Source organism: Pseudomonas palleroniana, from assembly GCF_003031675.1.
GTDB lineage: Bacteria > Pseudomonadota > Gammaproteobacteria > Pseudomonadales > Pseudomonadaceae > Aquipseudomonas > Aquipseudomonas palleroniana.
Genome location: NZ_PYWX01000067.1, coordinates 1 through 24,967 on the forward strand (window position 1 = coordinate 1; position 24,967 = coordinate 24,967).

At 60.2% G+C, this 24,967-nt stretch carries 22 protein-coding genes; 11 read left to right on the forward strand and 11 right to left on the reverse strand.

The genetic code is table 11. The annotated features are described in order from the left end of the window. The 3 genes from C9383_RS23000 to C9383_RS23010 all read left to right on the forward strand — a co-directional run. A partial coding sequence (locus C9383_RS23000; RefSeq protein WP_107338881.1) for a HisA/HisF-related TIM barrel protein occupies positions 1-494 on the forward strand: 494 nt, incomplete at its 5' end. Between the two features lie 9 nt (positions 495-503). Then, complete coding sequence (gene hisF / locus C9383_RS23005) at positions 504-1,274, forward strand: imidazole glycerol phosphate synthase subunit HisF (RefSeq protein ID WP_003171107.1); 771 nt, start codon at positions 504-506, stop codon at positions 1,272-1,274. A gap of 66 nt (positions 1,275-1,340) precedes the next feature. Then, on the forward strand, positions 1,341-2,096 hold the full coding sequence (locus C9383_RS23010; protein ID WP_090367369.1) for a substrate-binding periplasmic protein: 756 nt from the start codon (positions 1,341-1,343) through the stop codon (positions 2,094-2,096). Here the strand turns inward: C9383_RS23010 and C9383_RS23015 are convergent. From C9383_RS23015 to gpmI, 5 genes are all read right to left on the reverse strand, one after another. Then, complete coding sequence (locus C9383_RS23015; protein ID WP_346254075.1) at positions 2,049-3,500, reverse strand: Vps62-related protein; 1,452 nt, start codon at positions 3,498-3,500, stop codon at positions 2,049-2,051. The two genes, C9383_RS23010 and C9383_RS23015, sit on opposite strands and share 48 nt — an antisense overlap. After that, positions 3,445-4,230, reverse strand: a complete 786-nt coding sequence (locus C9383_RS23020; RefSeq protein WP_060754609.1) for a divergent polysaccharide deacetylase family protein — start codon at positions 4,228-4,230, stop codon at positions 3,445-3,447. The genes C9383_RS23015 and C9383_RS23020 overlap by 56 nt, the downstream gene beginning before the upstream one ends. Before the next feature lies 1 nt (position 4,231). Further along, positions 4,232-5,551, reverse strand: coding sequence for a S41 family peptidase (locus C9383_RS23025; protein WP_060754608.1), 1,320 nt, complete (start codon positions 5,549-5,551; stop codon positions 4,232-4,234). 31 nt (positions 5,552-5,582) lie between these two features. Continuing rightward, entirely contained in the window at positions 5,583-6,878 is a 1,296-nt protein-coding gene (locus C9383_RS23030; protein ID WP_090367365.1) for a murein hydrolase activator EnvC family protein, read from the reverse strand. 442 nt (positions 6,879-7,320) lie between these two features. Next, positions 7,321-8,847, reverse strand: a complete 1,527-nt coding sequence (gene gpmI, locus C9383_RS23035; protein WP_060754606.1) for a 2,3-bisphosphoglycerate-independent phosphoglycerate mutase — start codon at positions 8,845-8,847, stop codon at positions 7,321-7,323. 150 nt (positions 8,848-8,997) lie between these two features. On the opposite strand from gpmI, the gene C9383_RS23040 reads away from it, so the two are divergent. From C9383_RS23040 to secB, 3 genes are read left to right on the forward strand one after another with little or no spacing between them, the layout of a single operon-like run. After that, positions 8,998-9,411: a rhodanese-like domain-containing protein gene (locus tag C9383_RS23040; protein WP_060754605.1), complete on the forward strand. Its 414-nt coding sequence runs from the start codon at positions 8,998-9,000 to the stop codon at positions 9,409-9,411. Position 9,412: 1 nt separating this feature from the next. Next, positions 9,413-9,667, forward strand: a complete 255-nt coding sequence (gene grxC / locus C9383_RS23045) for a glutaredoxin 3 (RefSeq protein WP_090367363.1) — start codon at positions 9,413-9,415, stop codon at positions 9,665-9,667. A 41-nt stretch (positions 9,668-9,708) separates the two neighbouring features. Continuing rightward, on the forward strand, positions 9,709-10,188 hold the full coding sequence (gene secB, locus C9383_RS23050; protein ID WP_090367361.1) for a protein-export chaperone SecB: 480 nt from the start codon (positions 9,709-9,711) through the stop codon (positions 10,186-10,188). Between the two features lie 126 nt (positions 10,189-10,314). Here the strand turns inward: secB and C9383_RS23055 are convergent, their stop codons facing one another. Then, entirely contained in the window at positions 10,315-10,770 is a 456-nt protein-coding gene (locus C9383_RS23055; protein WP_003171120.1) for a tRNA (cytidine(34)-2'-O)-methyltransferase, read from the reverse strand. Here C9383_RS23055 and C9383_RS23060 point away from each other — a divergent pair. Then, positions 10,769-11,209: a hypothetical protein gene (locus tag C9383_RS23060; protein WP_090367358.1), complete on the forward strand. Its 441-nt coding sequence runs from the start codon at positions 10,769-10,771 to the stop codon at positions 11,207-11,209. The genes C9383_RS23055 and C9383_RS23060 overlap by 2 nt on opposite strands. A gap of 460 nt (positions 11,210-11,669) precedes the next feature. Here C9383_RS23060 and ntrC read toward each other — a convergent pair whose 3' ends face one another. From ntrC to glnA, 4 genes are all read right to left on the reverse strand, one after another. Further along, entirely contained in the window at positions 11,670-13,106 is a 1,437-nt protein-coding gene (ntrC, locus tag C9383_RS23065; protein WP_060754601.1) for a nitrogen regulation protein NR(I), read from the reverse strand. Next, entirely contained in the window at positions 13,103-14,188 is a 1,086-nt protein-coding gene (glnL, locus tag C9383_RS23070; protein WP_060754600.1) for a nitrogen regulation protein NR(II), read from the reverse strand. Before glnL ends, ntrC begins: the two co-directional genes overlap by 4 nt. Positions 14,189-14,449: 261 nt before the next feature. Further along, positions 14,450-14,986 (reverse strand): chorismate mutase, encoded by a 537-nt coding sequence (locus C9383_RS23075; protein ID WP_060754599.1) that lies wholly within the window; start codon positions 14,984-14,986, stop codon positions 14,450-14,452. Positions 14,987-15,164: 178 nt separating this feature from the next. Continuing rightward, a complete protein-coding gene (glnA, locus tag C9383_RS23080; protein WP_060754598.1) occupies positions 15,165-16,571 on the reverse strand; it encodes a glutamate--ammonia ligase in 1,407 nt (468 codons plus the stop codon). Positions 16,572-16,904: 333 nt separating this feature from the next. Between glnA and thiI the strand changes: the two genes are divergently transcribed. Next, the gene (gene thiI, locus C9383_RS23090; protein ID WP_060754597.1) at positions 16,905-18,359 is read left to right on the forward strand and encodes a tRNA uracil 4-sulfurtransferase ThiI; all 1,455 of its coding nucleotides are present in this window, start codon (positions 16,905-16,907) and stop codon (positions 18,357-18,359) included. A 139-nt stretch (positions 18,360-18,498) separates the two neighbouring features. Next, on the forward strand, positions 18,499-20,319 hold the full coding sequence (gene typA / locus C9383_RS23095) for a translational GTPase TypA (protein ID WP_090367354.1): 1,821 nt from the start codon (positions 18,499-18,501) through the stop codon (positions 20,317-20,319). Between the two features lie 187 nt (positions 20,320-20,506). Here typA and C9383_RS23100 read toward each other — a convergent pair whose 3' ends face one another. Continuing rightward, positions 20,507-20,941 (reverse strand): YkgJ family cysteine cluster protein, encoded by a 435-nt coding sequence (locus tag C9383_RS23100; RefSeq protein WP_003237464.1) that lies wholly within the window; start codon positions 20,939-20,941, stop codon positions 20,507-20,509. A gap of 226 nt (positions 20,942-21,167) precedes the next feature. On the opposite strand from C9383_RS23100, the gene C9383_RS23105 reads away from it, so the two are divergent. Both C9383_RS23105 and C9383_RS23110 read left to right on the forward strand, forming a co-directional pair. Then, positions 21,168-23,618 carry a glycogen/starch/alpha-glucan phosphorylase gene (locus C9383_RS23105; RefSeq protein ID WP_090367352.1) on the forward strand — a complete coding sequence of 817 codons (2,451 nt, stop codon included), beginning with the start codon at positions 21,168-21,170 and terminating at the stop codon, positions 23,616-23,618. A gap of 306 nt (positions 23,619-23,924) precedes the next feature. After that, complete coding sequence (locus tag C9383_RS23110; RefSeq protein ID WP_090365966.1) at positions 23,925-24,857, forward strand: IS110 family transposase; 933 nt, start codon at positions 23,925-23,927, stop codon at positions 24,855-24,857. Positions 24,858-24,967: the final 110 nt, after the last annotated feature.

Sequence of the window (24,967 nt, forward strand, 5' to 3'; positions counted from 1 at the left end):
GTGGCATCCGCTCCCTGGAAACCATCGAGCACTACGTCAAGGCTGGCGTGAGCTACGTGATCATCGGCACCAAGGCCGTGAAAGACCCGGCGTTCGTGGCTGAAGCCTGCCGTGCATTTCCAGGCAAAGTGATCGTGGGCCTGGACGCCAAGGACGGTTTCGTCGCCACCGACGGTTGGGCTGAGATCAGCACCGTGCAGGTGATCGACCTGGCCAAGCAGTTCGAAGCCGACGGCGTGTCTGCCATCGTTTATACCGACATCGCCAAAGACGGCATGATGCAGGGCTGCAACGTACCGTTTACCGCAGCGCTGGCGGCGGCAACCCGAATTCCGGTGATCGCATCCGGCGGCATTCACAACCTGGGTGACATCAAGTCGCTGCTGGACGCCAAGGCGCCTGGCATCATCGGCGCCATTACCGGCCGCGCGATCTACGAAGGTACCCTGGACGTCGCCGAAGCCCAGGCTTACTGCGATGCCTACAACGGCTGAGGACTGACCATGGCGCTGGCCAAACGCATCATCCCTTGCCTGGACGTCGACAATGGTCGCGTGGTCAAGGGCGTCAAGTTCGAGAACATCCGTGACGCCGGCGACCCGGTGGAAATCGCCCGTCGCTACGATGAGCAAGGTGCCGACGAGATTACCTTTCTCGACATCACCGCCAGCGTCGACGGCCGCGACACCACGTTGCATACCGTGGAGCGCATGGCCAGCCAGGTATTTATCCCGCTGACCGTGGGCGGTGGCGTGCGCACCGTGCAAGACATCCGCAACCTGCTCAACGCGGGGGCGGACAAGGTCTCGATCAATACCGCTGCCGTGTTCAACCCGGAGTTCGTCGGTGAAGCGGCGCAACACTTCGGTTCGCAGTGCATCGTCGTCGCCATCGACGCCAAGAAGGTTTCCGGCCCGGGTGAGACCCCGCGTTGGGAGATCTTCACCCACGGTGGTCGCAAGCCCACCGGCCTGGACGCAGTCGAGTGGGCGATGAAGATGGAGGGCCTGGGGGCTGGTGAAATCCTGCTGACCAGCATGGACCAGGACGGCATGAAAAACGGCTTCGACCTGGGCGTTACCCGTGCAATCAGTGATGCGTTGGGCATTCCGGTGATCGCCTCTGGTGGTGTCGGCAACCTGCAGCACCTGGCCGACGGCGTGATCGAAGGCCACGCCAGCGCCGTGCTGGCGGCGAGTATTTTCCACTTTGGCGAATACACCGTTCCCGAAGCCAAGGCGTACATGGCGGCGCGCGGTATCGTCGTTCGCTAAACGCTGCTGGACACCCTGGCAGGCGCGGGGCACTCTCTGCGCTTGCCATGGATTCCGGTAACCTTCATGTTCAAACACCTGCTGCTCGCCCTCGCCAGTTCTTGCGCCGTGCTGGCCGGCTCGGCGAATGCCGAAGCACCGTCCGACGCCTCCCTGGTGTTACTGACGGAAAACTTCCCGCCCTACAACATGGCGAAAAACGGCAAGAACTTCGCCAAGGACGAGAACATCGAAGGTATCGCCGTGGACATCGTGCGTGAAACCTTCAAGCGTGCCGGCATTTCCTACAACCTCACCCTGCGTTTCCCCTGGGAACGAATCTACAAACTCGCCCTGGAGAAACCCGGCTACGGCGTATTCGTGATGGCGCGCCTGCCAGACCGTGAAGGCTTGTTCAAATGGGTCGGCCCCATCGGCCCGGACGACTGGGTGATGCTGGCCAAGGCTGACAGCACTATCCAGCTGCCGGACCTGGAGCACGCCCGGCATTACAAGGTTGGCGCCTACAAGGGCGACGCGATTGCCGAGACCCTGGAAAAACAGGGCCTCAAGCCGTTAGTCGTACTGCGCGACCAGGACAATGCGCAGAAGCTGCTGGATGGCCAGATCGACCTGTGGGCCACCGGTGATCCCGCCGGGCGTTACCTGGCGCGCCAGGTCGGCGTGACCGGGCTCAAGACGGTACTGCGCTTTAACAGTGCGCAGCTGTACCTGGCGCTGAACAAGGATGTGCCCGACGACGTGGTAGCCAAGCTCCAGGCCGCGCTCGATCAGTTACGGGGCGATGGTTTCATTGACGAGATCATGGCCCGCTATCTCTAGCGCCGGTTCTGTCTGTGCAGCGGCGTGCTCCAGTGCCACCTCGGTGGTGGGTAGGGGCTCGGGCAACTCATTCTCGCTGACGTCGGGTACCGGCTGATCCTTGGGATACTCACTCATGTAAATGTGATCGCCGTTGATGTAAGTGACGGTCGCCGCCACCTGGCTGCCGTCCTGGCGCAGCAAGCGGTATTCGCTCTGGATCAGGTAAGCCGCCACGGCTTTTTGGGCCGGAATGTAGGTGATGATTTCCAGGGGCGAGGCATAGTTCCAGCCTTTGGCGGACCGCTGGGTATGAGTGAAGGCCGGCTCCAGGTTCGCCGAGAAGCTCAACTGGAACGGACGCAGGCTCGCCGACCATTTGCGCCACATCGAAACGCGAGAGATGGCTGACAGAGCGAGCGAGTAATCGCCGATCTCACCCTTGGTCGCTGTCCACATGAACGGTTGGCTGGTGACGCTGGTGTTGTGCCCGAAACCGGCGAACTGATGGCGGTCAGTGCGCTCCAGTCGGTAGGTCGGCGACGATAGCAACTGCTCGTTTGTGCTCAGTTCCGGGTCCTTCACGCAGAACCAGGGCAGTTCACAGACCTGCGGCGGAGCAGGAGTTTCTTCTGTTGCAGGCGGCTCATAACCCGTCAGTGCCGGCGGGGATAATGGTTCACCCGGTTGCGCGGTCAGGTCCAGGCGCAATGCGTAGGTCGGCAGATCAGGCTTGGCGTAGCGTGCATTGCCGATAAAGGTGCCAGGTGCCAGGTAGATCTCTCCAGGCTCTGCGTCCGGAGGCGTGATCGACCAGGCGCTGAAGTCCTTGGAGGCGCCACTGCCGTAATCATTCCAGATCAAGTCACCGGGTTTTGCATTGACGACCAAGTCGGCGCGGACACAGCGTACGGCGTTGCGCGAAGGCTTTTCATAGCCCACGCCGCACACCAGGCCCATGGCGACATAGCCTTCGGGCGCCAGCGGCCGCCATATGGAAAAGTCGGTGCGTGCGCCTGAATCCGTGTCTTTCCAGACCAGTTGGTAGTCTTCCGGCGAACGCAGGGCGGTGCCGTCGACTTTATTCGCGTCACTGACCACCGCGACGATCTTGCGCTGGTTGATATTGCGATAGCTGTCGGTGGCGATATCGCCCACGGGGAAAAACTGGCCCAGGGCGTCGGCGGAGGTGCTGGGGCGCCACAGGCTGACCGCTTTGTGAGCGCCGGACCCCAGGTCATTCCAGAGCGGCAGGAATTCGCTGGTGAAGCTGATGAGCAGGTCTTTGAACTGTAGATGGGGCATTCGAAAGCTCTCCGATGAATGGGAGGAGCGACTATCGAAGAATGCCGCAAGGGCGGGGCAGTACTTATCTACGCGCGGGTGAATAGGTGCCGTTTTTTCCGTGGCCGGCCATCGCTTGATTGCTGCGCACGCTGATCATCAACTTGATATCGATCCACTCCACACCCTGCGCCTTGAGCTTGGGCAACTCCCGCTCCAGCACCGCCAGGGTTTGCGGGTAGGGATGGCCGATCATCACCGCCGAGCCCTGCTTGTGCGCCAGCTTGATCGCGGTTTGCAGTTGCGTGGTGATTGCGCCTTCGGTGCGTTCGTCATCGAGAAACACGTCCCGCGAGACGCTGGCCAGGCCGATCTTTTGCGCTTCGGCAGCGGCGACGGTTTGCGCGCTGGTGCGGCTGTCGACAAAGAACTTGTTGCGCCGTTGCAACTCAGCCATCAACCAGGCCATTGCGGCCGGTTGCGCGGTCATGCGGCTGCCCATGTGGTTGTTGATGCCGGCGGTGTAGGGCACCGCCTGGAAGGCGGCATCCAGGCGTTTGCCCAGTTCTTCGATCGGCAGGTCGGGGTGCCAGGCGAACGGGCCGGTGGCCGGGTCCATGGGCATGTGCAGGATCACGATCTTGCCGGCCTTGTGGGCCTCGCGGGCGAATTCGGCGGCGTGGGGCGTGTCGGGCATGATCGCCGTGGTCACCGGCCCAGGCAGGGCCAGCACGCGGCGATCCCTCGGCAGGTTTTGCCCAAGGTCGTCGATGATCAGGGTCAGGTAGGCTTTGTGTGGCTCGCCGGCAGGGGTCGCGTGGGCGACCCCTGCCAGGCTGCACAGTACAGCGATGATCAAGGCAAAACGCATATCAACGGCTGCGGGTGATGCTCAAGCCCTTGAGCAGGCTCAGCGCCTGGGCGAGTTGATAGTCGTCGTCCTGCGGCATCGGCTTGGCTTTCGCGCCACTACCTGTAGGCTGGTCGGCACCGCCGTTGCCATTGCCCAGGTGACCCTGCAGGTCAGCTTCCTTGTAGAACTCGCCATCGGTCTCGTTGGTGATCTTGGCGCGGCGCACCTCGATGTCCGGGACGATGCCCTGGGCCTGGATCGACCGGCCATTGGGCGTGTAATACAGCGCCGTGGTGATCTTCAGGGCTCGTTCGTTGTTCAGCGGCAACACGGTTTGCACCGAGCCTTTGCCGAAGCTGGTAGTGCCCATCAGCACGCCACGCTTCTGGTCCTGCAGGGCACCGGCGACGATTTCCGAGGCCGAGGCGCTGCCGCCGTTGATCAATACCGCCAGCGGCACACCTTCGCTCAGGTCATTGCCGGTGGCCGAGAAGCGCAACTCGGAGTTGGCGATCCGGCCTTTGGTGTAGACGATCAGGCCTTTGGTGATGAAGTGGTCGACCACCTCCACCGCCGCCTGCAGCACGCCGCCCGGGTTGTTGCGCAGGTCGAGCACGATGCCGTTGAGCTTCTTGCCGTTGTCTTTGCGCAGCTTGGCCAGGGCCTTGGCCACTTCGTCGCCGGTCTTGACCTGGAACTGGGTGATACGGATGTAACCGTAGCCCGACTCCAGCAACTGGCTCTTCACGCTCTTGACCGTGATGGTCGCGCGGGCCAGGGTCACGTCAAACGGAGCACCGCCGTCGCGTACCAGGGTCAGGGTGATTTTCTGGCCGAGCTTGCCGCGCATCTTGTCGACGGCTTCGGTCATGGTCTGGCCGCGAGTGGGCTGGCCGTTGATCTTCACGATCAGGTCGCCGGCCTGGATACCGGCCTTGGACGCCGGGGTGTCGTCGATCGGCGACACCACTTTGATCTGGCCATCTTCGGAGCCCACTTCGATGCCCAGGCCACCGAATTCGCCGCTGGTGCTTTCCTGCAGCTCAGCGAAATCTTCCGGGCCGAGGTAGGCGGAGTGCGGGTCGAGGTTGCTGAGCATGCCCTTGATGGCATTTTCCAGCAGGGTCTTGTCGTCTACGGGTTCGACATAGGCCGCCTTGATCCGGTCCATCACCTCGGCAAAGGTACGCAGCTCTTCCAGCGGCAACGGCGCCTTGGTGGTCACTGCGGAGGTCGCGGCGGGTGCAGCCGGTGCGGCCTGGTCGGCAAAAGCCAGAGGCGCGCCGATCACCAGGGCGATCGTCAGGGCCAGCGAAGTGAGGCGGGACAAATGCAGCATGTCGAACGAACTCCTAATGTAGGCGCGACCCTTATCCTTGGGTTCTGCACCATTGTGCGGGATCGCTCGGGCGACCCTGCTGACGAATAGCGAAATACAGCGCCGGAGTGTCCTGGCCACCACTGTTACCGACAGTGGAGATGGATTCACCGGCTTTTACAACATCACCTGCCGACTTGAGTAAAGTCTGATTGTGGCCGTAAAGGCTCAAATAGCCATTACCGTGGTCAAGAATCACCAGCAAGCCGGCACCGCGCAGCCAGTCGGCGAACACCACACGCCCGCCGTGGACGGCGTGGACCTGGCTGCCGGCAGCGGCGCTGATCATCACGCCATCCCACTTGGCGCGGGTGTCATCGCCACGGGTTTCCCCAAAACGAGCCAACAATCGACCATCAACAGGCCATGGAAGTTTTCCGCGAGCTGAAGCAAAAGGGCCACCGAACGATTCTCCCGCACTGGAAACCAGCGGGCCAGGTGCGGAATGCGCAGGTTTGCGGGGCGCCGGGGCATCCGTCGTGGCAGCCAGTTCGGCCTCACGCTGGCGCTTTTTTTCCGCTTCCTGCTGGGCGATCAGCGCTTTTTGCCGCGCTTCTTCTGCCTCGCGAGCCTGGCGGGCCAGGGTTTCCTCGATGGTCTTGAGCACTTTGGCCAGGTCGGCCTGGTCTTGCTCACGGGCCTGGAGCTTGGCGTCGCGGGCTTTGACATCGTCGTTGAGCTTGGCCAGCGCCAGCTGGCGTTCCTTGCGGACCTTGTCCAACTGGTCACGCTGGGTGTCGAGGGCGCTTTTCTGGTCGAGCAACTGCGACTGTTGGTCGGCGATTTCCTGTTCCACGTTGGCCAATTGGCGCAAGGTTTCGTTGAAACCCTTCAATTGCTCCAGGCGGGCCTTGCTCAGGTAGTCGTAATAGGTGAGGGTGCGCGCGAATTTCTCCGGGTTCTGCTGGTTGAGCAGCAGCTTGAGATACTCCTGGCGGCCGCTCTGGTAGGCGGCGCGGGCCTGGATCGCGATCAGGCGTTGTTGCTCAACGCGGGCGCCCTGGAGTTTTTTTTTCTCAGCGTCGAGTCGCTCCAGTTCCGACTCGCTCTTCTTTAGTTCTTTTTGCAGCTCCTGGACCTGCTTCTCCAGCTTGCCCATCTCGGTTTCCGTGCTGCGCAGGTCTTTCTGCACGCCGGATTTTTCTTCCTGGAGCTTGCCGAGCAGTTTTTTCAGCTCGGTAATGTCCTGACGCGTTGCGTCCAACTGTTGTTGGGTTTGTGCGCGCTCATCGGCAAAAGCCGGTTGGAGCAGGCAGACGAGAGCGAGGGTAATCAAGGCGCGAAGCATAGAGGCGGGCGACACCAGGGAAAGGGACGGCCTAGTATGCCCGCCAAGCGCTGCAAAAAAAACGCCCAATTGGGGCGGGATGCCAAGATAGGTGCCGAGTGGCAGCGGTATGGCATAAAGACATTACCTTCTTCCCACGCAGAGCGTCACCAATACGCAGAATAGTGGTGGGACGCGGAGCGTCACGGGATGCATTCCCACGCAGAGCGTGGGAACGATCGTGGTGAGTCAGACCCGGATTGAGGTGGCTGTCATTTCCACTGGTTTCTCTAGGCCGGTCAGTTTCAACAGGCGAATACGCAGCCACACGTACTTCGATCGTTCCCACGCTCCGCGTGGGAATGCATCCCGTGACGCTCCGCGTCACCCAAACGCAGAATAGTGGGACGCGGAGCGTCCCCGGCGGCATTCCCACGCGGAGCGTGGGAATGATCAGGGGGAGTCAGACCAGAATCGAGGTGCCGGTCATCTCTTTCGGCTTCTCCAGGCCCATCAGCTTGAGCATGGTGGGCGCCACATCCGCCAATACGCCGCCTTCACGCACTTTCAGGTCACGCTTGCCAACATAGATGAACGGTACCGGCTCGGTGGTGTGGGCAGTGTGGGCCTGGCCGGTCGATTCGTCGGACATCTGCTCGCAGTTGCCGTGGTCGGCGGTGATCAGTGCTTCGCCGCCGACTTTTTCCAGGGCGTCGACGATGCGGCCGACACAGGTGTCCAGGCATTCCACGGCCTTGATCGCCGCTTCCAGGTTGCCGCTGTGGCCAACCATGTCGCCATTGGCGTAGTTGACCACGATCACGTCGTAACGCTGGTGGTCGATGGCATCGACGATCTTGTCGGTCACTTCCGGTGCGCTCATTTCCGGCTGCAGGTCGTAGGTGGCGACTTTCGGCGACGGGATCAGGATGCGTTCTTCGCCCGGGAACGGCTCTTCGCGGCCACCGGAGAAGAAGAACGTCACGTGGGCGTATTTCTCGGTTTCGGCGATGCGCAGCTGGGTCTTGCCGTTTTTCGCCAGATAATCGCCCAGCACGTTGTCCAGGCTGCCCGGGGCAAATGCCGAAGGGGCCGGGATGTTGGCGGCGTATTGGGTCAGCATCACGAACTCGACTTTCGGCTGGCGCGAGCGCTCGAAATCCTTGAAGCCGTCGTCGACGAACACGTGGCTCAGCTCGCGGGCGCGGTCGGCGCGGAAGTTCATGAACACCACGGCGTCGCCGTCTTCCACTTTCACCGGCTCACCGATGGTGGTGGCTTTGACGAACTCATCGCTCTCGCCGCGCTCGTAGGCAGCTTGCAGGCCGTCCTGTGCGGTGGCAGCGTTGAAGTCGGCCTGGCCGTTGACGATCAGGTTGTAAGCCTGGGATACGCGGTCCCAACGGTTGTCGCGGTCCATGGCGAAGTAACGACCCACCAGGCTGGCGATGCGGCCCTTGCCGAGGGCGGCGAAGGTGGCGTCCAGCAGTTCGATGGACGATTGCGCGCTTTTCGGCGGAGTGTCGCGGCCGTCGAGGAAGGCGTGCAGGTAGATCTTGTCGGCGCCGCGCTTGAAGGCCAGTTCGGCCATGGCGACCAGGTGATCCTGGTGGCTGTGAACGCCGCCGTCGGAGAGCAGGCCCATGAAGTGCACGGCCTTGCCGGCTGCGACTGCTTTATCCACCGCCGCGCAGATGGTCGGGTTCTCGAAGAACTCGCCGTCGCGGATCGCTTTGGTCACACGTGTGAAGTCTTGGTATACCACTCGTCCGGCACCGAGGTTCATGTGGCCGACTTCCGAGTTGCCCATCTGGCCGTCCGGCAAACCCACGTCCATGCCGGAACCGGAGATCAGGCCATTGGGTACGGTAGCGGTCAGGCGGTCCAGCACGGGCTTGTTGGCCGAATACACGGCGTTGTCGTGGTGGCTTTCACTGTGTCCGAAGCCATCGAGAATTATCAGGACCAAAGGTTTAGGCGTGGTAGTCATAGATCCTCTCGCGGCGCTAATAAGGAAGAGAATTGAAAAGTGAGTGGCAGTTTAAAGCGAAGTTCCCACCACGTCACCGCTTTACGGGGGTTGGCCCCCCCGGACGGCTGTGTATACTTACCGCCATTTTAACGCCCTGGAACCTCCTTGATGGTTGATCACCTGATTGCATTTGCCACTGCCCACTACCTGCTCGCGGGTGCCTTTGTCATCCTGCTGGCGCTGCTGATCGCGCATGAAATGAGCCGCGGTGGCCGCAGCCTGAGCACGTCGGAGCTGACCGCGCTGGTCAACAAGGATGAAGCCGTTGTCGTGGATATTCGCCCGGCCAAGGAATTTGCCGGCGGCCACATTGTTGGCGCCCTGAACATTCCGCAGGACAAGCTGATCGCACGCCTGGCCGAGCTGGAAAAATACAAAGCCAAGACCATCATCCTGGTCGACGCCCAAGGCCAGCACGCCGGCACCCACGCCCGCGAAATGCTCAAGACCGGTTTCACCGCCGCCAAACTGTCCGGCGGTATCGGCAGCTGGAAGGCCGATAACCTGCCGCTGGTGAAGTGATATGAGCCAGGTTGTCGTGTATTCCAGCGATTGGTGCCCTTACTGCATGCGGGCCAAGGCCTTGCTGGAGAAAAAGGGCGTTGCCTTCGAAGAGATCAAGGTCGACGGCAAACCCCAGGTGCGTGCCGAAATGGCCCAGAAAGCGGGGCGCACGTCCGTGCCGCAGATCTGGATCGGCACCCGGCACGTCGGTGGCTGCGATGACCTGTTCGCCCTGGAGCGCGCCGGTAAACTCGATGCGCTGCTGCTCGTCTGACTCCTAAACCCTAAAGACCCCAAGATTAAGAAGGATCTGTGATGACTGACCAACAGAACACCGAAGCAGCAGAAGCCCAAGGCCCACAATTCTCGCTGCAGCGCATCTATGTTCGCGACCTGTCGTTCGAAGCGCCGAAAAGCCCGGCCATCTTCCGCCAGGAGTGGACCCCAAGCGTTGCCCTGGACCTGAACACCCGCCAGAAATCCCTGGAAGGCGACTTCCACGAAGTGGTACTGACCCTGTCGGTAACCGTCAAGAATGGCGAGGAAGTGGCCTTCATCGCTGAAGTGCAACAGGCCGGTATTTTCCTGATCCAGGGCCTGGACGAAGCGTCCATGAGCCACACCCTGGGCGCGTTCTGCCCGAACATCCTGTTCCCGTATGCCCGCGAGACCCTGGACAGCCTGGTCACCCGCGGCTCGTTCCCGGCGCTGATGCTGGCTCCGGTGAACTTCGATGCCCTGTACGCTCAAGAGCTGCAGCGCATGCAACAGGAAGGTTCGTCGACGGTTCAGTAATCTCGAACCCGACGCGGTACCCAATGTGGGAGGGGGCTTGCCCCCGATGGCGGTGGATCAGTCACATAGATGTCGACTGACACTCCGCCATCGGGAGCAAGCCCCCTCTCACATTTGTTATGGGTGTTACTTGAAGCCCAGCTGGCGCCAGCCTTCGTAGACGGCAACGGCTACGGTGTTGGACAGGTTCAGGCTGCGGCAGCCCTCACGCATCGGCAGGCGCAGGCGGTGGCCGTCGGGCAGGGCGTCGAGCACCTCGGCCGGCAGGCCACGGCTTTCCGGGCCGAAGAGGAAGGCGTCGCCTTCGGCAAAGCTGGCATCATGAAACGGCCGCGAGCCTTTGGTGGTGAACGCGAACAGGCGCGGGTGGCCCAGGCTTTCCAGGCAGCTGGCAAGGTCGGCGTGGCGCTTGAGGGTGGCGTACTCGTGGTAGTCCAACCCGGCGCGACGCAGGCGCTTGTCGTCCATGTCGAAGCCCAGCGGCTCGATCAAATGCAGGTGGCAGCCACTATTGGCGCACAGCCTGATAACGTTGCCGGTATTCGGCGGAATTTCTGGTTGAAAAAGGATGACGTGAAACATGCACGGCTCCGAAGGCAAAGATGCGTTGCATTCTACCCCTGAAGACGACCCAAGGCCGAAGCTATTGCCACGGGTCATGGGCTCTTTGGCGATTGTCGGCCTGATGATCGGCTTGATGATCGGCCGCCTGACCACACCCGACCCGGTCGAGTTGCAGCAGGTCGAGACCCGCGCGGATGGCATGGTGGTGTGGTTCAACAGCGAACCCAAGCTGCACGGCGAGCATATCGACGGCGCCGTGGCGTTGCTGTTCGACGCCCAGGGCAAGGCTGGCGGTGGGCAACTCAAGGTCAACGACAAGGATGTGAACTGGCGCGTGCGCAAGACCGATCGCGGCTTGCTGCTCAACCTGGTGGCCGCGCGACCGTTGCGTGGAGAGTGGAACGGGGGAAAAACCGACGGCCGCTGGCGGCTGGAGATCCATCTCCGGGAGGAATAAAAGAGGGAGTTCCCGGCCTGCCTGTACCAGGGCTCCCAAAACGGGTGTGGGGCACGACGCTGTTAGCATCAAGCGCCCCAGTGTAAAGAGGGGATTCTCGGCCTGCCTGTACCAAGGTCCCCGAAACTGGGTTGTAAAAGGGTTAATGCAGGGCGCGTGCCAGAATTTGTAGTTTGTACCGAAAAAAGTCTCCAGAAAGCGAAAAGCCCCGAAATACGGGGCTTTGATGTTTTTGGTTTTCAGATTTTTCTCAGCTTGGCTGAGATTTTAAGCATTGCATCTGTGCTCGATGACGGTTCGTGGTGCATTGAAGCGGTGCACGAAGATCGGGTTTGATCGTTCCCACGCTCCGCGTGGGAATGCATCCTGTGACGCTCCGCGTCATGACTCTAAAAGCGGACGCAGAGCGTCCAGGGCGGCATTCCCACGCAGAGCGTGGGAACGATCAGAGACCTGATACTCAGCCTTCATCACCCTCATCATCATCCCCGCCATCGACCTTCATCCCCAGTTCCTTGATCTTGCGAGTCAGGGTATTGCGGCCCCAGCCCAGCAGCACGGCGGCGTCGCGGCGGCGGCCGGCGGTGTGCTTCAGGGCGGTTTCGATCATGATTCGCTCGAAGGCCGGCACAGCGCTGTCCAGCAGGTTCGACTGGCCACGTGCCAGGGCCTGATCAGCCCATTGGCGCAGCGCCTGCTCCCAGTTGGTCACGGGGGCCGAATCTTGCGGCAGGCTCAACAGCTCCGGCGGCAGATCGCTGATATGCACTTCGCGTCCGGACGCCATCACGGTGATCCAGCGGCAGGTGTTCTCCAGCTGGCGCACGTTGCCGGGCCACGGCAGGTTCTTCAGGTATTCCTCGGTCTCGCTCTTGAGCAGCTTCGGTTCGACGGCCAGTTCCTGGGCTGCACGGCTGAGGAAGTGGCGGGCAAGGGTCGGGATGTCTTCACGGCGATCCGACATGCGTGGGATGTGGATACGGATGACGTTCAGGCGGTGGAACAAGTCCTCACGGAATTTGCCCGCGTGCACCAGGGTTTCCAGGTTCTGGTGGGTCGCGGCGATGATGCGCACGTCCACTTTGACGGGGGTATGCCCGCCGACACGGTAGAACTCACCATCGGCCAGCACGCGCAGCAAGCGCGTCTGGGTGTCGGCCGGCATGTCGCCGATTTCGTCGAGGAACAACGTGCCGCCATCGGCTTGTTCAAAGCGGCCCCGGCGCAGGTTGGCGGCACCGGTGAAGGCACCTTTTTCATGGCCGAACAGCTCGGACTCCATCAAGTCCTTCGGGATCGCCGCCATGTTCAGGGCGATGAACGGCGAGGCTGCCCGTGGGCTGTGACGATGCAGGGCATGGGCCACCAGTTCTTTACCGGTGCCCGATTCGCCGTTGATCAGCACGGTGATGTTGGAATGGCTCAAGCGCCCGATGGCACGAAAGACTTCCTGCATCGCCGGCGCTTCACCGATGATTTCCGGAGTGCGGGTCAGGGTCGGCGGGGCTTCCTGGTTTTGCTGTTCCTGGGCGTGCTGGTTGGCGCGCTTGACCAGCGCCACCGCTTCGTCCACGTCGAACGGCTTGGGCAGGTATTCAAAGGCGCCGCCCTGATAGGACGCGACAGCGCTGTCCAGGTCGGAGTGCGCCGTCATGATGATCACCGGCAAGCGCGGGTGCTGCTCGCGGATGCGTGCCAGCAAGTCCAGGCCACTGGCGCCGGGCATGCGGATGTCGGAGATGATCACGTCCGGCTGTTGGCGGGCCAGGCGGCTCATCACGCCGTCGGCGCTGTCGAAGCTCTGGGTGGCCATGCCTTCCTGTTGCAAGGCTTTTTCGAGGACCCAGCGGATAGAACGGTCGTCATCGACGATCCACACAGTTTCACTACGGCTCATGTCGATGGGGCTCCTTGTTCCAGTGGTAGAAAGATCGAGAAGGTGGTGTGGCCAGGATGGCTCTCACATTCGATCAGACCCTGGTGCTGGCTGATGATGTTCTGGGTAATGGCCAGGCCCAGCCCGGTACCGTCCGGGCGGCCGCTGACCATGGGAAAGAAGATGGTTTCCTGAAGTTCCGCCGGAATTCCGGGGCCGTTGTCGATGATTTCGACTTTGGTCACCAGGCGATGGCGCACATGCCCGATGGTGAACTGACGCAGGGCACGGGTGCGCAGGCTGATGCGGCCCAGGCGCAGTTCGTTCTGGCTGCTGATGGCCTGCATGGCGTTGCGCACGATATTGAGCACCGCCTGGATCATCTGTTCGCGGTCGATCAATACGTCGGGAATGCTCGGGTCGTAGTCGCGTACCAGGGTGATGCAGCCTTGGCTTTCGGCTTCCACGAGCTGGCAGACGCGCTCCAGGACTTCATGCACGTTGGTCAGCGCCAGCGACGGCAGCTTGTTGGAGCCGAGCATGCGGTCCACAAGGTTACGCAGGCGGTCGGCTTCTTCGATAATGACGTTGGTGTAGTCCTTGAGATGCTCCTCCGGCAGCTCGCGGGCCAGCAACTGCGCCGCGCCGCGAATGCCGCCCAGCGGGTTCTTGATCTCATGGGCGAGGCCGCGCACCAGCATTTTGCTGGTTTCCTGCTTGGACAACTGAGCCTCTTCCTTGGTGATGCGCAGCAGTCGATCGCGGGGGTGCACTTCCAGCAGCAGCAAGGTGGCGCCGTTGCTCAGGATCGGGGTCACGGCGTAGTCGACGGTCAGCGTCTGGCCGGTGAGGGCGGTCAGCATCGCCTCGCGCTTGGTGAACGGGTGTGCCTGCTCCACTGCCTGGCGCAACGAGCTCAGGGCCTCGGCCGACTCGGTGAACAATTCGCTGATGAACTGTCCATGGCTGCGCTGGCCACTGATAGCCAGGAGCATCTCCGCCGCCGGGTTCATGTACTCAAGGCGCAGGTCGTCATTGAGCAGAATGGTTGCGGTGGTCAGGTTGTCGAGTAGCAAACGGTGCAGTGCATCGCTGATGGTCATCAGGACCTCTTTTGGAGCAAGGCGCGGGCTTGAGGCACACGCTGATACCAGGAAAATGCAAAAACCAAACCAAGGCTCCGAAAAGAAGCGCGAAACCTCTGGAATGGGGGGTTAAGGCGCGAAACTGTGGCGTTCTGCCAGCTTGATCGTGAAGTTTCGAACCAAAATGGGCTGGGCAGATGGGAAGAGTGCAACCTGACGCACCAATATAGTGCTGTTTTGAAAGGTCCGTTCAGGAAAGCCAGGCGGCTTTCCTGGCGGTCAGCCTTTGAAGATGCACAGCTCGGCCGTGGCGCGAATCATCGCCAGTTGCCGCATTGGGTCGTTCAGTGGTTCATGGACGGCCTGTGCCAGCCATTGCGGGCACTGCGGGTCGGTGCGTTGCGGGGTGAAATCCGCCAGCTGCTGGAGCATGCGCTTTTGCAGTTCGTCCAGTCGTGGGCGAATCTGCTTTACCAGATCCGGGCGTGGCTCGTCGGGCGCCTTGCCCTGGAACTGCCAGTCGGACAGCAGGGTGTATTGCACCAGTTTGTTGGCTTCGATCTGCGCCGAGAAGAATTGCTCCGCCGCGTCAGGTGCCAGTTTGTAGGCCGGCGCCTGGGCGGCGACGCTGGCGATCACCTCTTGTTCGCGCTTCTTGTCTTCCACCGGCTTGTGGCTGTCCCATTTGCTCAGGGCGACCTGATCGGCGATCTCCAGGCGTTCGGCGATGCTGTTGAGCAGTGGTTCCAGGGTGGGCGGCGCGGCGCTCGCACTGACACTGACGAATAACAGGGCTGACAAAAGTCTATGTTTCAACGCAGATCTCCTTGTGGGAGGGGGCTTGCTCCCGATGGGGCCTGTGAATACAGGTGCTGGCTGACACTCTGCCATCGGGAGCAGGCCCCCTCCCACATTTTTAATAAAACCGGGGCAAAAAAAGACCTCCCGAAGGAGGTCTTTTCGTCATCACGCTACTTCAAGCAGCGCTACTGGATCAGCAGCTGTAGTACAGCTCGTATTCCAGTGGGTGTACGAAGGTGCGTACTTTGATTTCTTCTTCGCTTTTCAGCTCGATGTAGGCATCGATGAAGTCGTCGCTGAATACGCCGCCTTTGGTCAGGAACGCACGACCTTTGTCCAGCTCTTCCAGGGCTTCTTTCAGGCTGCCGCATACTTGTGGGATCTCTTTGGCCTCTTCAGGCGGCAGGTCGTACAAGTTTTTGTCGGCGGCATCGCCAGGGTGGATCTTGTTCTGGATACCGTCCAGGCCAGCCATTACCAGGGCAGCGAAGGCCAGGTATGGGTTGGCTGCCGGATCCGGGAAGCGGGCTTCGATACGGCGAGCGCGTGGGCTGGACACGTAAGGAATACGGATCGAAGCGGAACGGTTGCGCGCCGAGTAGGCCAGCATCACCGGAGCTTCGAAGCCTGGGACCAGACGCTTGTAGGAGTTGGTCGACGGGTTGGTGAAGCCGTTCAGGGCCTTACCGTGCTTGATGATACCGCCGATGAAGTACAGGGCAGTGTCGGACAGGCCGGCATAACCTTCGCCGGCGAAGGTGTTCTTGCCTTCTTTGGCGATGGACAGGTGAACGTGCATACCCGAACCGTTATCGCCGTACAGTGGCTTAGGCATGAAGGTTGCGGTACGGCCGTAGGCATCAGCCACGTTGTGTACGCAGTACTTCAGGGTCTGAACTTCGTCAGCCTTGGCAACCAGGGTGTTGAACTTCACACCGATTTCGTTCTGGCCGGCAGTCGCCACTTCGTGGTGGTGAACTTCGATGACCAGGCCCATTTCTTCCATGGCGTTGCACATGGAGGTACGGATTTCGTGGTCGTGGTCGAACGGCGGAACTGGGAAGTAGCCACCTTTGATACCTGGACGGTGGCCTTTGTTGCCGCCTTCCACGTCCTGGTCGGACATCCACGAGCCTTGCTCGGAGAAGATCTTGAACATGGAACCGGAGATGTCGGACTTGAACTTGACCGAATCAAAGATGAAGAATTCTGGCTCAGGGCCTACGAATACGGTGTCGCCGATACCGGTCGACTTCAGGTATTCCTCGGCACGCTTGGCGATCGCACGTGGGTCGCGGTCGTAGCCTTGCATGGTCGAAGGCTCGATCACATCGCAAACGAGGATCAGGGTTGGGTCTTCGGTGAACGGGTCGAGAACGGCAGTGCTGTCGTCCGGCATCAGGATCATGTCGGAGGCTTCGATGCCTTTCCAGCCGGCGATGGAGGAACCGTCGAACATTTTGCCTTCTTCGAAGAAAGCATCATCCAGCGCATCACGCGCCGGCATGGTCACGTGGTGCTGAGTACCTTTGGTGTCCGTGAAGCGCAGATCAATCCATTTAACGTCATGATCTTTGATGAGTTGAACCGACTTCGACATAGTGTCCTCCGGGTGGCTTCGGGCTGGGTAGTGGAGTTAGCCCTTAGAATGTGGGTGATGCCGGCGCGGATAGTCCGCCAAGGCAACCTGCCTCACAAGAGAGCAAATTGCATGCCAGTGCGCCAACATGGGTTTTCTGCTCCAAAAACGCCCCTATAAAGGTGCATTGCGACAAAAGCCCAGAAATAGCGCACCTCAATGTAGCGCAGTGGAGTGAAAATGCACCCTATTAGTGCATTGAGTGTGCTGTGCATATTAACTGGTTAAACCTTGAGCGATTTCCGCTATAATCCGCGCCCCCCTTTTTCAGCAGGCCCGGCGCGCGCTGTTTCCATGAAATTAATCGTTAAAGTCTTCCCCGAGATCACCATTAAAAGCCGACCGGTACGGACGCGTTTCATCCGTCAATTGGCCAAGAACATCCGTGCCGTGCTCCGTGACCTGGACCCGGCTGTGGTGGTGAATGGCGTGTGGGACAATCTCGAGCTGGAAACCCGTGTCACCGACGCCAAGGCCTTGAAGGACATGACCGAGCGCCTGAGCTGCATGCCGGGCATCGCGCATTTCCTGCAGGTGGATGAATACCCGCTGGGCGACTTCGACGACATCACCGAAAAGTGCAAGCAGCACTACGGCAGTTCGCTTGAAGGCAAGATCTTTTCTGTGCGGTGCAAGCGTGCCGGCAAGCATCCGTTCAGCTCCATGGATGTCGAGAAATATGTCGGCAGCAAGCTGCGTCGTGAGTGCGGCGCAGCGGGAATTTCGCTGAAAACGCCGGAAATCGAAGTCCGAATCGAAATTCGCGACCAACGGTTGTTTGTCATCCACAGCCAGCACAACAGCATCGGCGGCTACCCGCTGGGCGCCCTGGAGCAGACCCTGGTATTGATGTCCGGCGGTTTCGATTCCACGGTGGCGGCCTATCAGATCATGCGCCGTGGCCTGATGAGCCACTTCTGCTTCTTTAACCTGGGCGGGCGTGCACACGAATTGGGCGTGATGGAAGTTGCGCACTTTATCTGGAAGAAATACGGCAGCTCCCAACGCGTGCTATTTGTGAGCGTACCGTTCGAGGAAGTGCTGGGCGAAATTCTCGGCAAAGTCGATAACAGTCATATGGGCGTGGTATTGAAGCGTATGATGTTGCGCGCCGCGTCGAGCATCGCCGACCGCCTGCACATCGACGCGCTGGTGACCGGCGAGGCGATCTCCCAGGTTTCGAGCCAGACGCTGCCGAACCTTTCGCTGATCGATTGCGTGACCGAAAAGCTGGTATTGCGCCCGCTGATCGCCAGCCACAAGCAGGACATCATCGACCTGGCACAAGAAATCGGCACCGCCGACTTTGCCAGGCACATGCCCGAGTACTGCGGGGTCATCTCGGTGAACCCCAAGACCCATGCCAAGCGCCATCGCGTGGAGCATGAAGAGAAAGAATTCGATATGGCCGTTCTGGAGCGTGCGCTCGAGAACGCCAAGCTGGTGCCGATCGATCGCGTAATCGATGAATTGGGCCAGGATGTACAGATCGAAGAAGTCAGCGAGGCTCTGGCCGGCCAGATCGTCATCGACATCCGTCACCCGGATGCCGCTGAAGATGAACCGCTGGAAATTGCTGGCATCGACGTGCAAACGCTGCCGTTCTACGCACTGAACGCGCGTTTCAAGGAACTGGATGACAGCCGTCAGTACCTGCTGTATTGCGACAAAGGCGTGATGAGTCGCCTGCATGCCCACCATTTGCTCAGTGAGGGGCATGCCAATGTGCGCGTTTATCGACCGAGCTAAGAGCCCGGGGCTGTTTGCCTGTGGCCTGCGTCACCGGCCCCCCGACTCTGCCGTCAAGCTGTAACGGCAAGGCCTGACTCTATTGTTAATCGCTGCCACGACCTGTCAGCACACCGAATCCTCTGATCGAGATACACAAGTGATCGAAAATCTACGTAACATCGCCATCATTGCTCACGTTGACCATGGTAAAACCACCCTGGTAGACAAACTCCTGCGTCAATCCGGCACCCTGGAGCGCAACGAGCTCAACGACGAGCGCGTGATGGACTCCAACGACCAGGAAAAAGAGCGCGGTATTACCATCCTGGCAAAAAACACCGCCATCAACTGGAACGGCTACCACATCAACATCGTGGACACCCCGGGCCACGCCGACTTCGGCGGCGAAGTAGAACGCGTAATGTCGATGGTCGACTCCGTTCTGCTGCTGGTTGACGCTCAAGACGGCCCTATGCCGCAAACCCGTTTCGTGACCAAGAAGGCGTTCGAAGCCGGCCTGCGTCCGATCGTGTGCATCAACAAGGTTGACCGTCCTGGCGCGCGTCCGGACTGGGTTCTGGACCAGATCTTCGACCTGTTCGACAACCTGGGCGCCACCGAAGAACAGCTGGACTTCAAAGTCGTCTACGCCTCGGCCCTGAACGGTATTGCCGGTCTGGACCACACCGACATGGCTGGAGACATGACCCCGCTGTACCAGTCGATCGTCGACAACGTACCAGCGCCGGCTGTTGACCGTGACGGTCCGTTCCAGATGCAGATCTCCGCACTGGACTACAACAGCTTCCTGGGTGTTATCGGCGTTGGCCGTATCGCTCGTGGTCGCGTCAAGCCGAACACCCCGGTTGTGGCTATCAGCGCCGACGGCAAGAAGCGCAACGGTCGTATCCTGAAGCTGATGGGTCACCACGGCCTGCACCGCATCGACGTTGACGAAGCGGCAGCCGGTGACATCGTGTGCATCAGCGGTATGGACGAGCTGTTCATCTCCGACACCCTGTGCCACCCGGACACCCCAGAGGCGATGAAGCCTCTGACCGTTGACGAGCCAACCGTTTCCATGACCTTCCAGGTAAACGACTCGCCTTTCTGCGGTAAAGAAGGCAAGTTCGTGACCTCCCGTAACATCAAGGAGCGTCTGGACAAGGAGCTGCTGTACAACGTTGCACTGCGCGTTGAAGAAGGCGACTCGGCTGACAAGTTCAAGGTTTCCGGCCGTGGTGAGCTGCACCTCTCGGTACTGATCGAAACCATGCGTCGCGAAGGCTTCGAAATGGCCGTGGGCCGTCCTGAAGTGATCATCCGTCAGGTTGACGGCGTGAAGCAGGAACCGTTCGAAAACGTCACCATCGACACCCCTGAAGAATCCCAGGGCAAGGTCATGGAAGAGATGGGCCTGCGTAAGGGCGACCTGACCAACATGGTGCCGGATGGCAAAGGCCGTGTGCGTCTGGAATACAACATCCCTGCTCGTGGCCTGATCGGTTTCCGTAACCAGTTCCTGACCCTGACCAACGGTGCTGGCATCCTGACCTCGATCTTCGATCGCTACGACACCATGAAGTCCGGCGACATGTCCGGCCGTCAGAACGGTGTTCTGGTATCGGTAGAAACCGGCAAGGCGCTGACCTACTCCCTGGAAACCCTCCAGGCACGTGGCAAGCTGTTCGTTGAACACGGTCAAGAGATCTACAACGGCCAGATCGTTGGTCTGAACAGCCGTGACAACGACATGGGCGTCAACCCAACCAAAGGCAAGAAGCTCGACAACATGCGTGCTTCGGGTAAAGACGAAACCATCGCCCTGGTTCCACCTGTTCGCTTCACCCTGGAACAGGCTCTGGAATTCATCCAGGACGACGAGCTGTGCGAAGTTACACCTAAGTCGATCCGTCTGCGCAAGAAGATCCTGGACGAAGGCGAGCGTACCCGCGCTGCCAAGAAAGCCAAGAACTGAGTTAGCTCAGGCTGAATAAAAACGCCCCCGGTCGAAAGGCCGGGGGCGTTTTTTTATGCCTGATCGTTCCCACGCTGATCGTTCCCACGCTCTGCGTGGGAATGCCTCTTGGGACGCTCTGCGTCCCATCAAGAGCGGACGCAGAGCGCCCAGGGCTGCATTCCCACGCAGAGCGTGGGAACGATCATCAGAACTTGTCGAGGGTCTTGAAGTTGGTCTCGCGCACCACTTCTTTCGGCTTGTATGCGCAATAACCCGGCCGCGGCCCGATCTTCGGGTGGTTGCGGCAGGTATCCGGGCGCTTGTCATAAATAGTGCAGAAGCGCGTCTTACGATCCAGGTACAGGCAGTCGTTGTTGCTCATACGCTGCAGGGTAAAAATTTCCGACTTGGAATTGAAGCGCTCGACAATGCCTTCCTTCTGCAACCGCTTGGCGATGTTCTTCGGCGGGTCGCCGCGCTCGAATTCATCGACGATACCAATGCGGATCAGGTCCTTGATCTTCACTTCGACCGGCAGCGTGCAGCAGCTGGACACACAGCCGCCGCACATGTGGGCGGAATATTTCTGCCAGGTCTCAAGACGGTCGAGTTCCGCGGCGGCGATCAGTTGAGGCTTCATCAGGGTTCCAAAAGGTGGGGCTGTATCCGGGCGCGCGATCATACCGGGATTGGTGGTTTTTTGAACAATATTTTGCGGGTTTCAGCTCAAAGGCTGATCGGCACGACCCCTGCATTAAATTCGCGCATAGGTGAATGAGTAAAAAAACTGCCGAACCAGCACGTCTACCGTCTGTCAGACCGACTAGGCTCTAGCAACTCCTTCAATCTCGCCCGAGGTCGCACCGATGTCTCAGGAACCGCTTGCACGAGAAGCAGAGGTAGCCGCATTTCGCGATGCCGTCTTGACCAAACTCACCTACGCGGTGGGCAAGGACCCGGATCACGCCTTCGACCATGACTGGTTCGAAGCCATTGCCCTGGCCGCCCGCGACCAGATGGTCGATCACTGGATGGACCATACCCGGCGCATTTATCGCAAAGGCCAGAAGCGGGTGTATTACCTCTCTCTGGAATTTCTCATCGGCCGCTTGCTCTACGACAGCCTGAGCAACCTTGGCGTGCTGGAAATTGCCCGCGAAGCCCTGGCGGAGCTGGGCGTGGACCTGGAGCGCATCCGCCTGCTGGAGCCCGACGCGGCGCTGGGCAACGGGGGCCTGGGGCGCCTGGCGGCGTGCTTCATGGAAAGCATGTCGACCTTGGGCATTGCCGGCCACGGTTATGGCATTCGCTACGAGCACGGCTTGTTCCGCCAGGCGATTGTGGATGGCTGGCAGCAGGAGCAGACCGAGCGCTGGCTGGATTTCGGTAACCCGTGGGAATTCGAGCGGGCCGAAGTGATTTACCCGATTGGCTTTGGCGGCAGCGTCGAAACCCTGGCCGACCCCTCCGGAAAGATGATCCAGGTGTGGACACCCAACGAAACTGTGCGCGCGGTGGCCTATGACACGCCGGTGGTCGGCTGGCGTGGCGCGAGCGTCAACACCTTGCGCCTGTGGCGTGCCCGTGCGGTGGAAGACCTGCACCTGGAGCGCTTCAACGCCGGCGACCACCTGGGCGCCGTGGCCGAAGTCGCCCGTGCGGAGAGCATCTCGCGCGTGCTTTACCCGGCCGACAGCACCGAAGCGGGGCAGGAACTGCGCCTGCGCCAGGAGTACTTCTTCGTCGCGGCTTCGTTGCAAGACCTGCTGCGCCGCCACAAAAACATGCATGGCTCGGTGTTGAGCCTGGGGGAGCACGCCTCCATCCAACTCAACGACACCCACCCCTCCATCGCCGTGGCCGAATTGATGCGCCAACTGGTCGACCTGCACGATATTCCCTGGGACGCGGCGTGGGACGTCACCGTGGAAACGCTTTCGTACACCAACCACACCCTGTTGCCCGAAGCCCTGGAAACCTGGCCGGTCGGCCTGATGGAGCGCATGTTGCCCCGGCACATGCAGATCATCTACCTGATCAACGCACAGCACATTGACTCGCTGCGCGCCAAAGGCATCCACGATTTCGATGTGCTGCGTTCGGTGTCGCTGATCGAAGAAGACAACGGCCGCCGCGTGCGCATGGGCAACCTGGCGTTCCTCGGCTCCCATAGCGTCAACGGCGTGTCCGGCCTGCACACTCAACTGATGCGCAGCACGGTGTTTTCCGAGCTGCACAAGCTGTACCCGGAGCGCATCAACAATAAAACCAACGGCATCACCTTCCGCCGCTGGTTGTACCAGGCCAACCCCAAGCTGACCGCGATGCTGGTGGAGGCGCTGGGGCCCGATATCCTCGACAAGCCTGAAGAGCGCCTGGTCGAGCTGGAGCCGTTTGCCGAGAAGCAGACGTTCCGCAAAGCCTTCGCCGAACAACGCCTGCACAGCAAGCGCGCACTGGCCGAGATCATTCACGAGCGGCTGGGCATCGCCGTCAACCCGGCGGCGATGTTCGACGTGCAGGTCAAGCGCATCCACGAGTACAAGCGCCAACTGCTCAACCTGTTGCACACCGTCGCGTTGTACCAGGCGATCCGCGCCGAGCCGGAAACCGACTGGGTGCCCCGTGTGAAAATTTTCTCGGGCAAGGCGGCGGCTAGTTATCACCAGGCCAAGCTGATCATCAAACTGACCAACGACATCGCCCGCACCGTCAACAACGACCCGACCGTACGGGGCTTGCTCAAAGTGGTGTTCCTGCCCAACTACAACGTCAGCCTGGCGGAAAGCATCATTCCGGCGGCGGACTTGTCGGAGCAGATTTCCACCGCCGGCTTCGAAGCCTCAGGCACCAGCAACATGAAGTTCGGCCTCAACGGTGCGTTGACCATCGGCACCATGGACGGCGCCAACGTGGAGATGCACGAGCGCGTCGGTGCCGAACACATGTTTATCTTCGGCCTCAGTGCGCAGCAGGTGGAGGCGCGCAAGCATGCCGGTGAGTTCCACGCAGGCCCCGATATTGCGGCGTCCCATCGCCTCAATGACGTGCTGCAGGCGATTCGCGGCGGGGTGTTCTCTCCGGATGATCCGGGGCGTTATGTGGGGTTGATCGACGGCTTGGTCAGTTACGACCGCTTCCTGGTGTGTGCCGACTTCGACTCCTACTGGGACGCCCAGGCGCGGGTCGAGGCGCATTGGCATGACTCCAAGGCATGGTGGCGTTCGGCGGTGCTGAATACGGCGCGGATGGGCTGGTTCTCCTCGGATCGCACCATCAGGGAATACGCCACCGAGATCTGGAAAGCTCTCGACTAAACACAACTGTCCAAAATGTGGGGGGGCTTGCTCCCGGTGACGGTATTCAGTTAGCAAATATATGGACTGATACACCGCTATCGGGGGCAAGCCCCCTTGTGTCTTAAGTCAGGAATAAACTGAGGGTGAGAGCGGTGAGTAGCAAGCTGAATGCCCCGAGTGCTCAAAGCACGTGTGGGAGCCCATGCTGCTACTCACCTCTCCGCTCTGGACATGAGCCCGAACAGTTGAACGAGCCCACCTCGAACAGTTACAAGCGTGGGCCAAGCCAGAGCGCTCTCACCCTGAGTGTAAGAGGATTTGGCCATGTTTTCCTATTCAGCAGGCATTGATGTTTCCAAAGACAGCCTCGAGGCTCGGATTCATTTACTTGAGGCTGGGGTAAGTTGTTCAAATACTGAGAAAGATTTGCCGGCGCTGATTGGATGGCTGCGGCTTTACCAGGTCAGCCGCGTGTTGGTGGAAGCGACGGGCGGTTACGAGCGAAACGTTGTTAAAGCGGCGCAAGCGGCTGGCCTTCAGGTCATTTGCGTTAACCCTCGTCGCGCCAAAGCGTTTTCCAGAGCGATGGGCCAAAAAGCCAAAACCGACCCGATAGACGCAAAGTCTCTTGCACAATTTGCAGCCGTCATAGACTCGCCAAGCGCCCGAATCACAAGCCCTGAGCATGAAAGACTGCGCGCATTGGTCCAGCAGCGAGAGCATTTTGTTCAGCAAAGAGATGACGACAGGCGGCGCCTGAAAACGGCGTCCTGCGATGCGGTGAAGCCTGCATTGCAGAGCCATATCGAGTATTTGAGCGCAGCAGTGGAAGCGATAAATCAGCTGATTCGTCAAAGTGCGAACGAGCTAGATCGCGAAAAGGTGGCTCGACTGTGCTCGGTCAAGGGAATTGGGCTGATTACGGCCAGCAGCCTTATGGCTTACCTTCCCGAGTTGGGCGAAATCGGGGGACGCCCGATCGCGGCACTTGCAGGCCTCGCGCCCTACAACAACGACAGCGGAAAGCACAAAGGTGCACGCCACATTAGTGGCGGAAGATTTGCAGCCCGCCGCTCACTGTATATGGCCTGCTGGGTGATCATTCGGGACCAGCCGGAATTCCAAGCTCGATACCAGTTGTTACGTGATAAAGGTAAATGCGCCAAGGTTGCACTGATCGCCTGTATGCGCGTTTTATTGGTACGCCTGAACGCGATGCTGCGTGACGGCACTGAATGGAAAGAGCACACCGCTTAGCACGGCAGCAGCTCTTTCGTTCAGCATTGCATGGCCTAGAGCTGTGGGAGTCTTGCTGCCTATGAATATGACTTCTGAATTGAATCCATTTAGACAGTTGCTCCCACATT

What these genes read in the sequence shown, in the direction of transcription:
- glnA (WP_060754598.1), bottom strand. Translation starts at nt 16,571, where the DNA reads ATGTCGAAGTCGGTTCAACTCATCAAAGATCATGACGTTAAATGGATT.
- C9383_RS23055 (WP_003171120.1), bottom strand. Translation starts at nt 10,770, where the DNA reads ATGTTTCACGTCATCCTTTTTCAACCAGAAATTCCGCCGAATACCGGC.
- C9383_RS23105 (WP_090367352.1), top strand. Translation starts at nt 21,168, where the DNA reads ATGTCTCAGGAACCGCTTGCACGAGAAGCAGAGGTAGCCGCATTTCGC.
- C9383_RS23010 (WP_090367369.1), top strand. Translation starts at nt 1,341, where the DNA reads ATGTTCAAACACCTGCTGCTCGCCCTCGCCAGTTCTTGCGCCGTGCTG.
- grxC (WP_090367363.1), top strand. Translation starts at nt 9,413, where the DNA reads ATGAGCCAGGTTGTCGTGTATTCCAGCGATTGGTGCCCTTACTGCATG.
- C9383_RS23110 (WP_090365966.1), top strand. Translation starts at nt 23,925, where the DNA reads ATGTTTTCCTATTCAGCAGGCATTGATGTTTCCAAAGACAGCCTCGAG.
- C9383_RS23040 (WP_060754605.1), top strand. Translation starts at nt 8,998, where the DNA reads ATGGTTGATCACCTGATTGCATTTGCCACTGCCCACTACCTGCTCGCG.
- secB (WP_090367361.1), top strand. Translation starts at nt 9,709, where the DNA reads ATGACTGACCAACAGAACACCGAAGCAGCAGAAGCCCAAGGCCCACAA.
- C9383_RS23060 (WP_090367358.1), top strand. Translation starts at nt 10,769, where the DNA reads ATGCACGGCTCCGAAGGCAAAGATGCGTTGCATTCTACCCCTGAAGAC.
- ntrC (WP_060754601.1), bottom strand. Translation starts at nt 13,106, where the DNA reads ATGAGCCGTAGTGAAACTGTGTGGATCGTCGATGACGACCGTTCTATC.
- hisF (WP_003171107.1), top strand. Translation starts at nt 504, where the DNA reads ATGGCGCTGGCCAAACGCATCATCCCTTGCCTGGACGTCGACAATGGT.
- glnL (WP_060754600.1), bottom strand. Translation starts at nt 14,188, where the DNA reads ATGACCATCAGCGATGCACTGCACCGTTTGCTACTCGACAACCTGACC.
- C9383_RS23025 (WP_060754608.1), bottom strand. Translation starts at nt 5,551, where the DNA reads ATGCTGCATTTGTCCCGCCTCACTTCGCTGGCCCTGACGATCGCCCTG.
- C9383_RS23100 (WP_003237464.1), bottom strand. Translation starts at nt 20,941, where the DNA reads ATGAAGCCTCAACTGATCGCCGCCGCGGAACTCGACCGTCTTGAGACC.
- thiI (WP_060754597.1), top strand. Translation starts at nt 16,905, where the DNA reads ATGAAATTAATCGTTAAAGTCTTCCCCGAGATCACCATTAAAAGCCGA.
- gpmI (WP_060754606.1), bottom strand. Translation starts at nt 8,847, where the DNA reads ATGACTACCACGCCTAAACCTTTGGTCCTGATAATTCTCGATGGCTTC.
- C9383_RS23020 (WP_060754609.1), bottom strand. Translation starts at nt 4,230, where the DNA reads ATGCGTTTTGCCTTGATCATCGCTGTACTGTGCAGCCTGGCAGGGGTC.
- C9383_RS23030 (WP_090367365.1), bottom strand. Translation starts at nt 6,878, where the DNA reads ATGCTTCGCGCCTTGATTACCCTCGCTCTCGTCTGCCTGCTCCAACCG.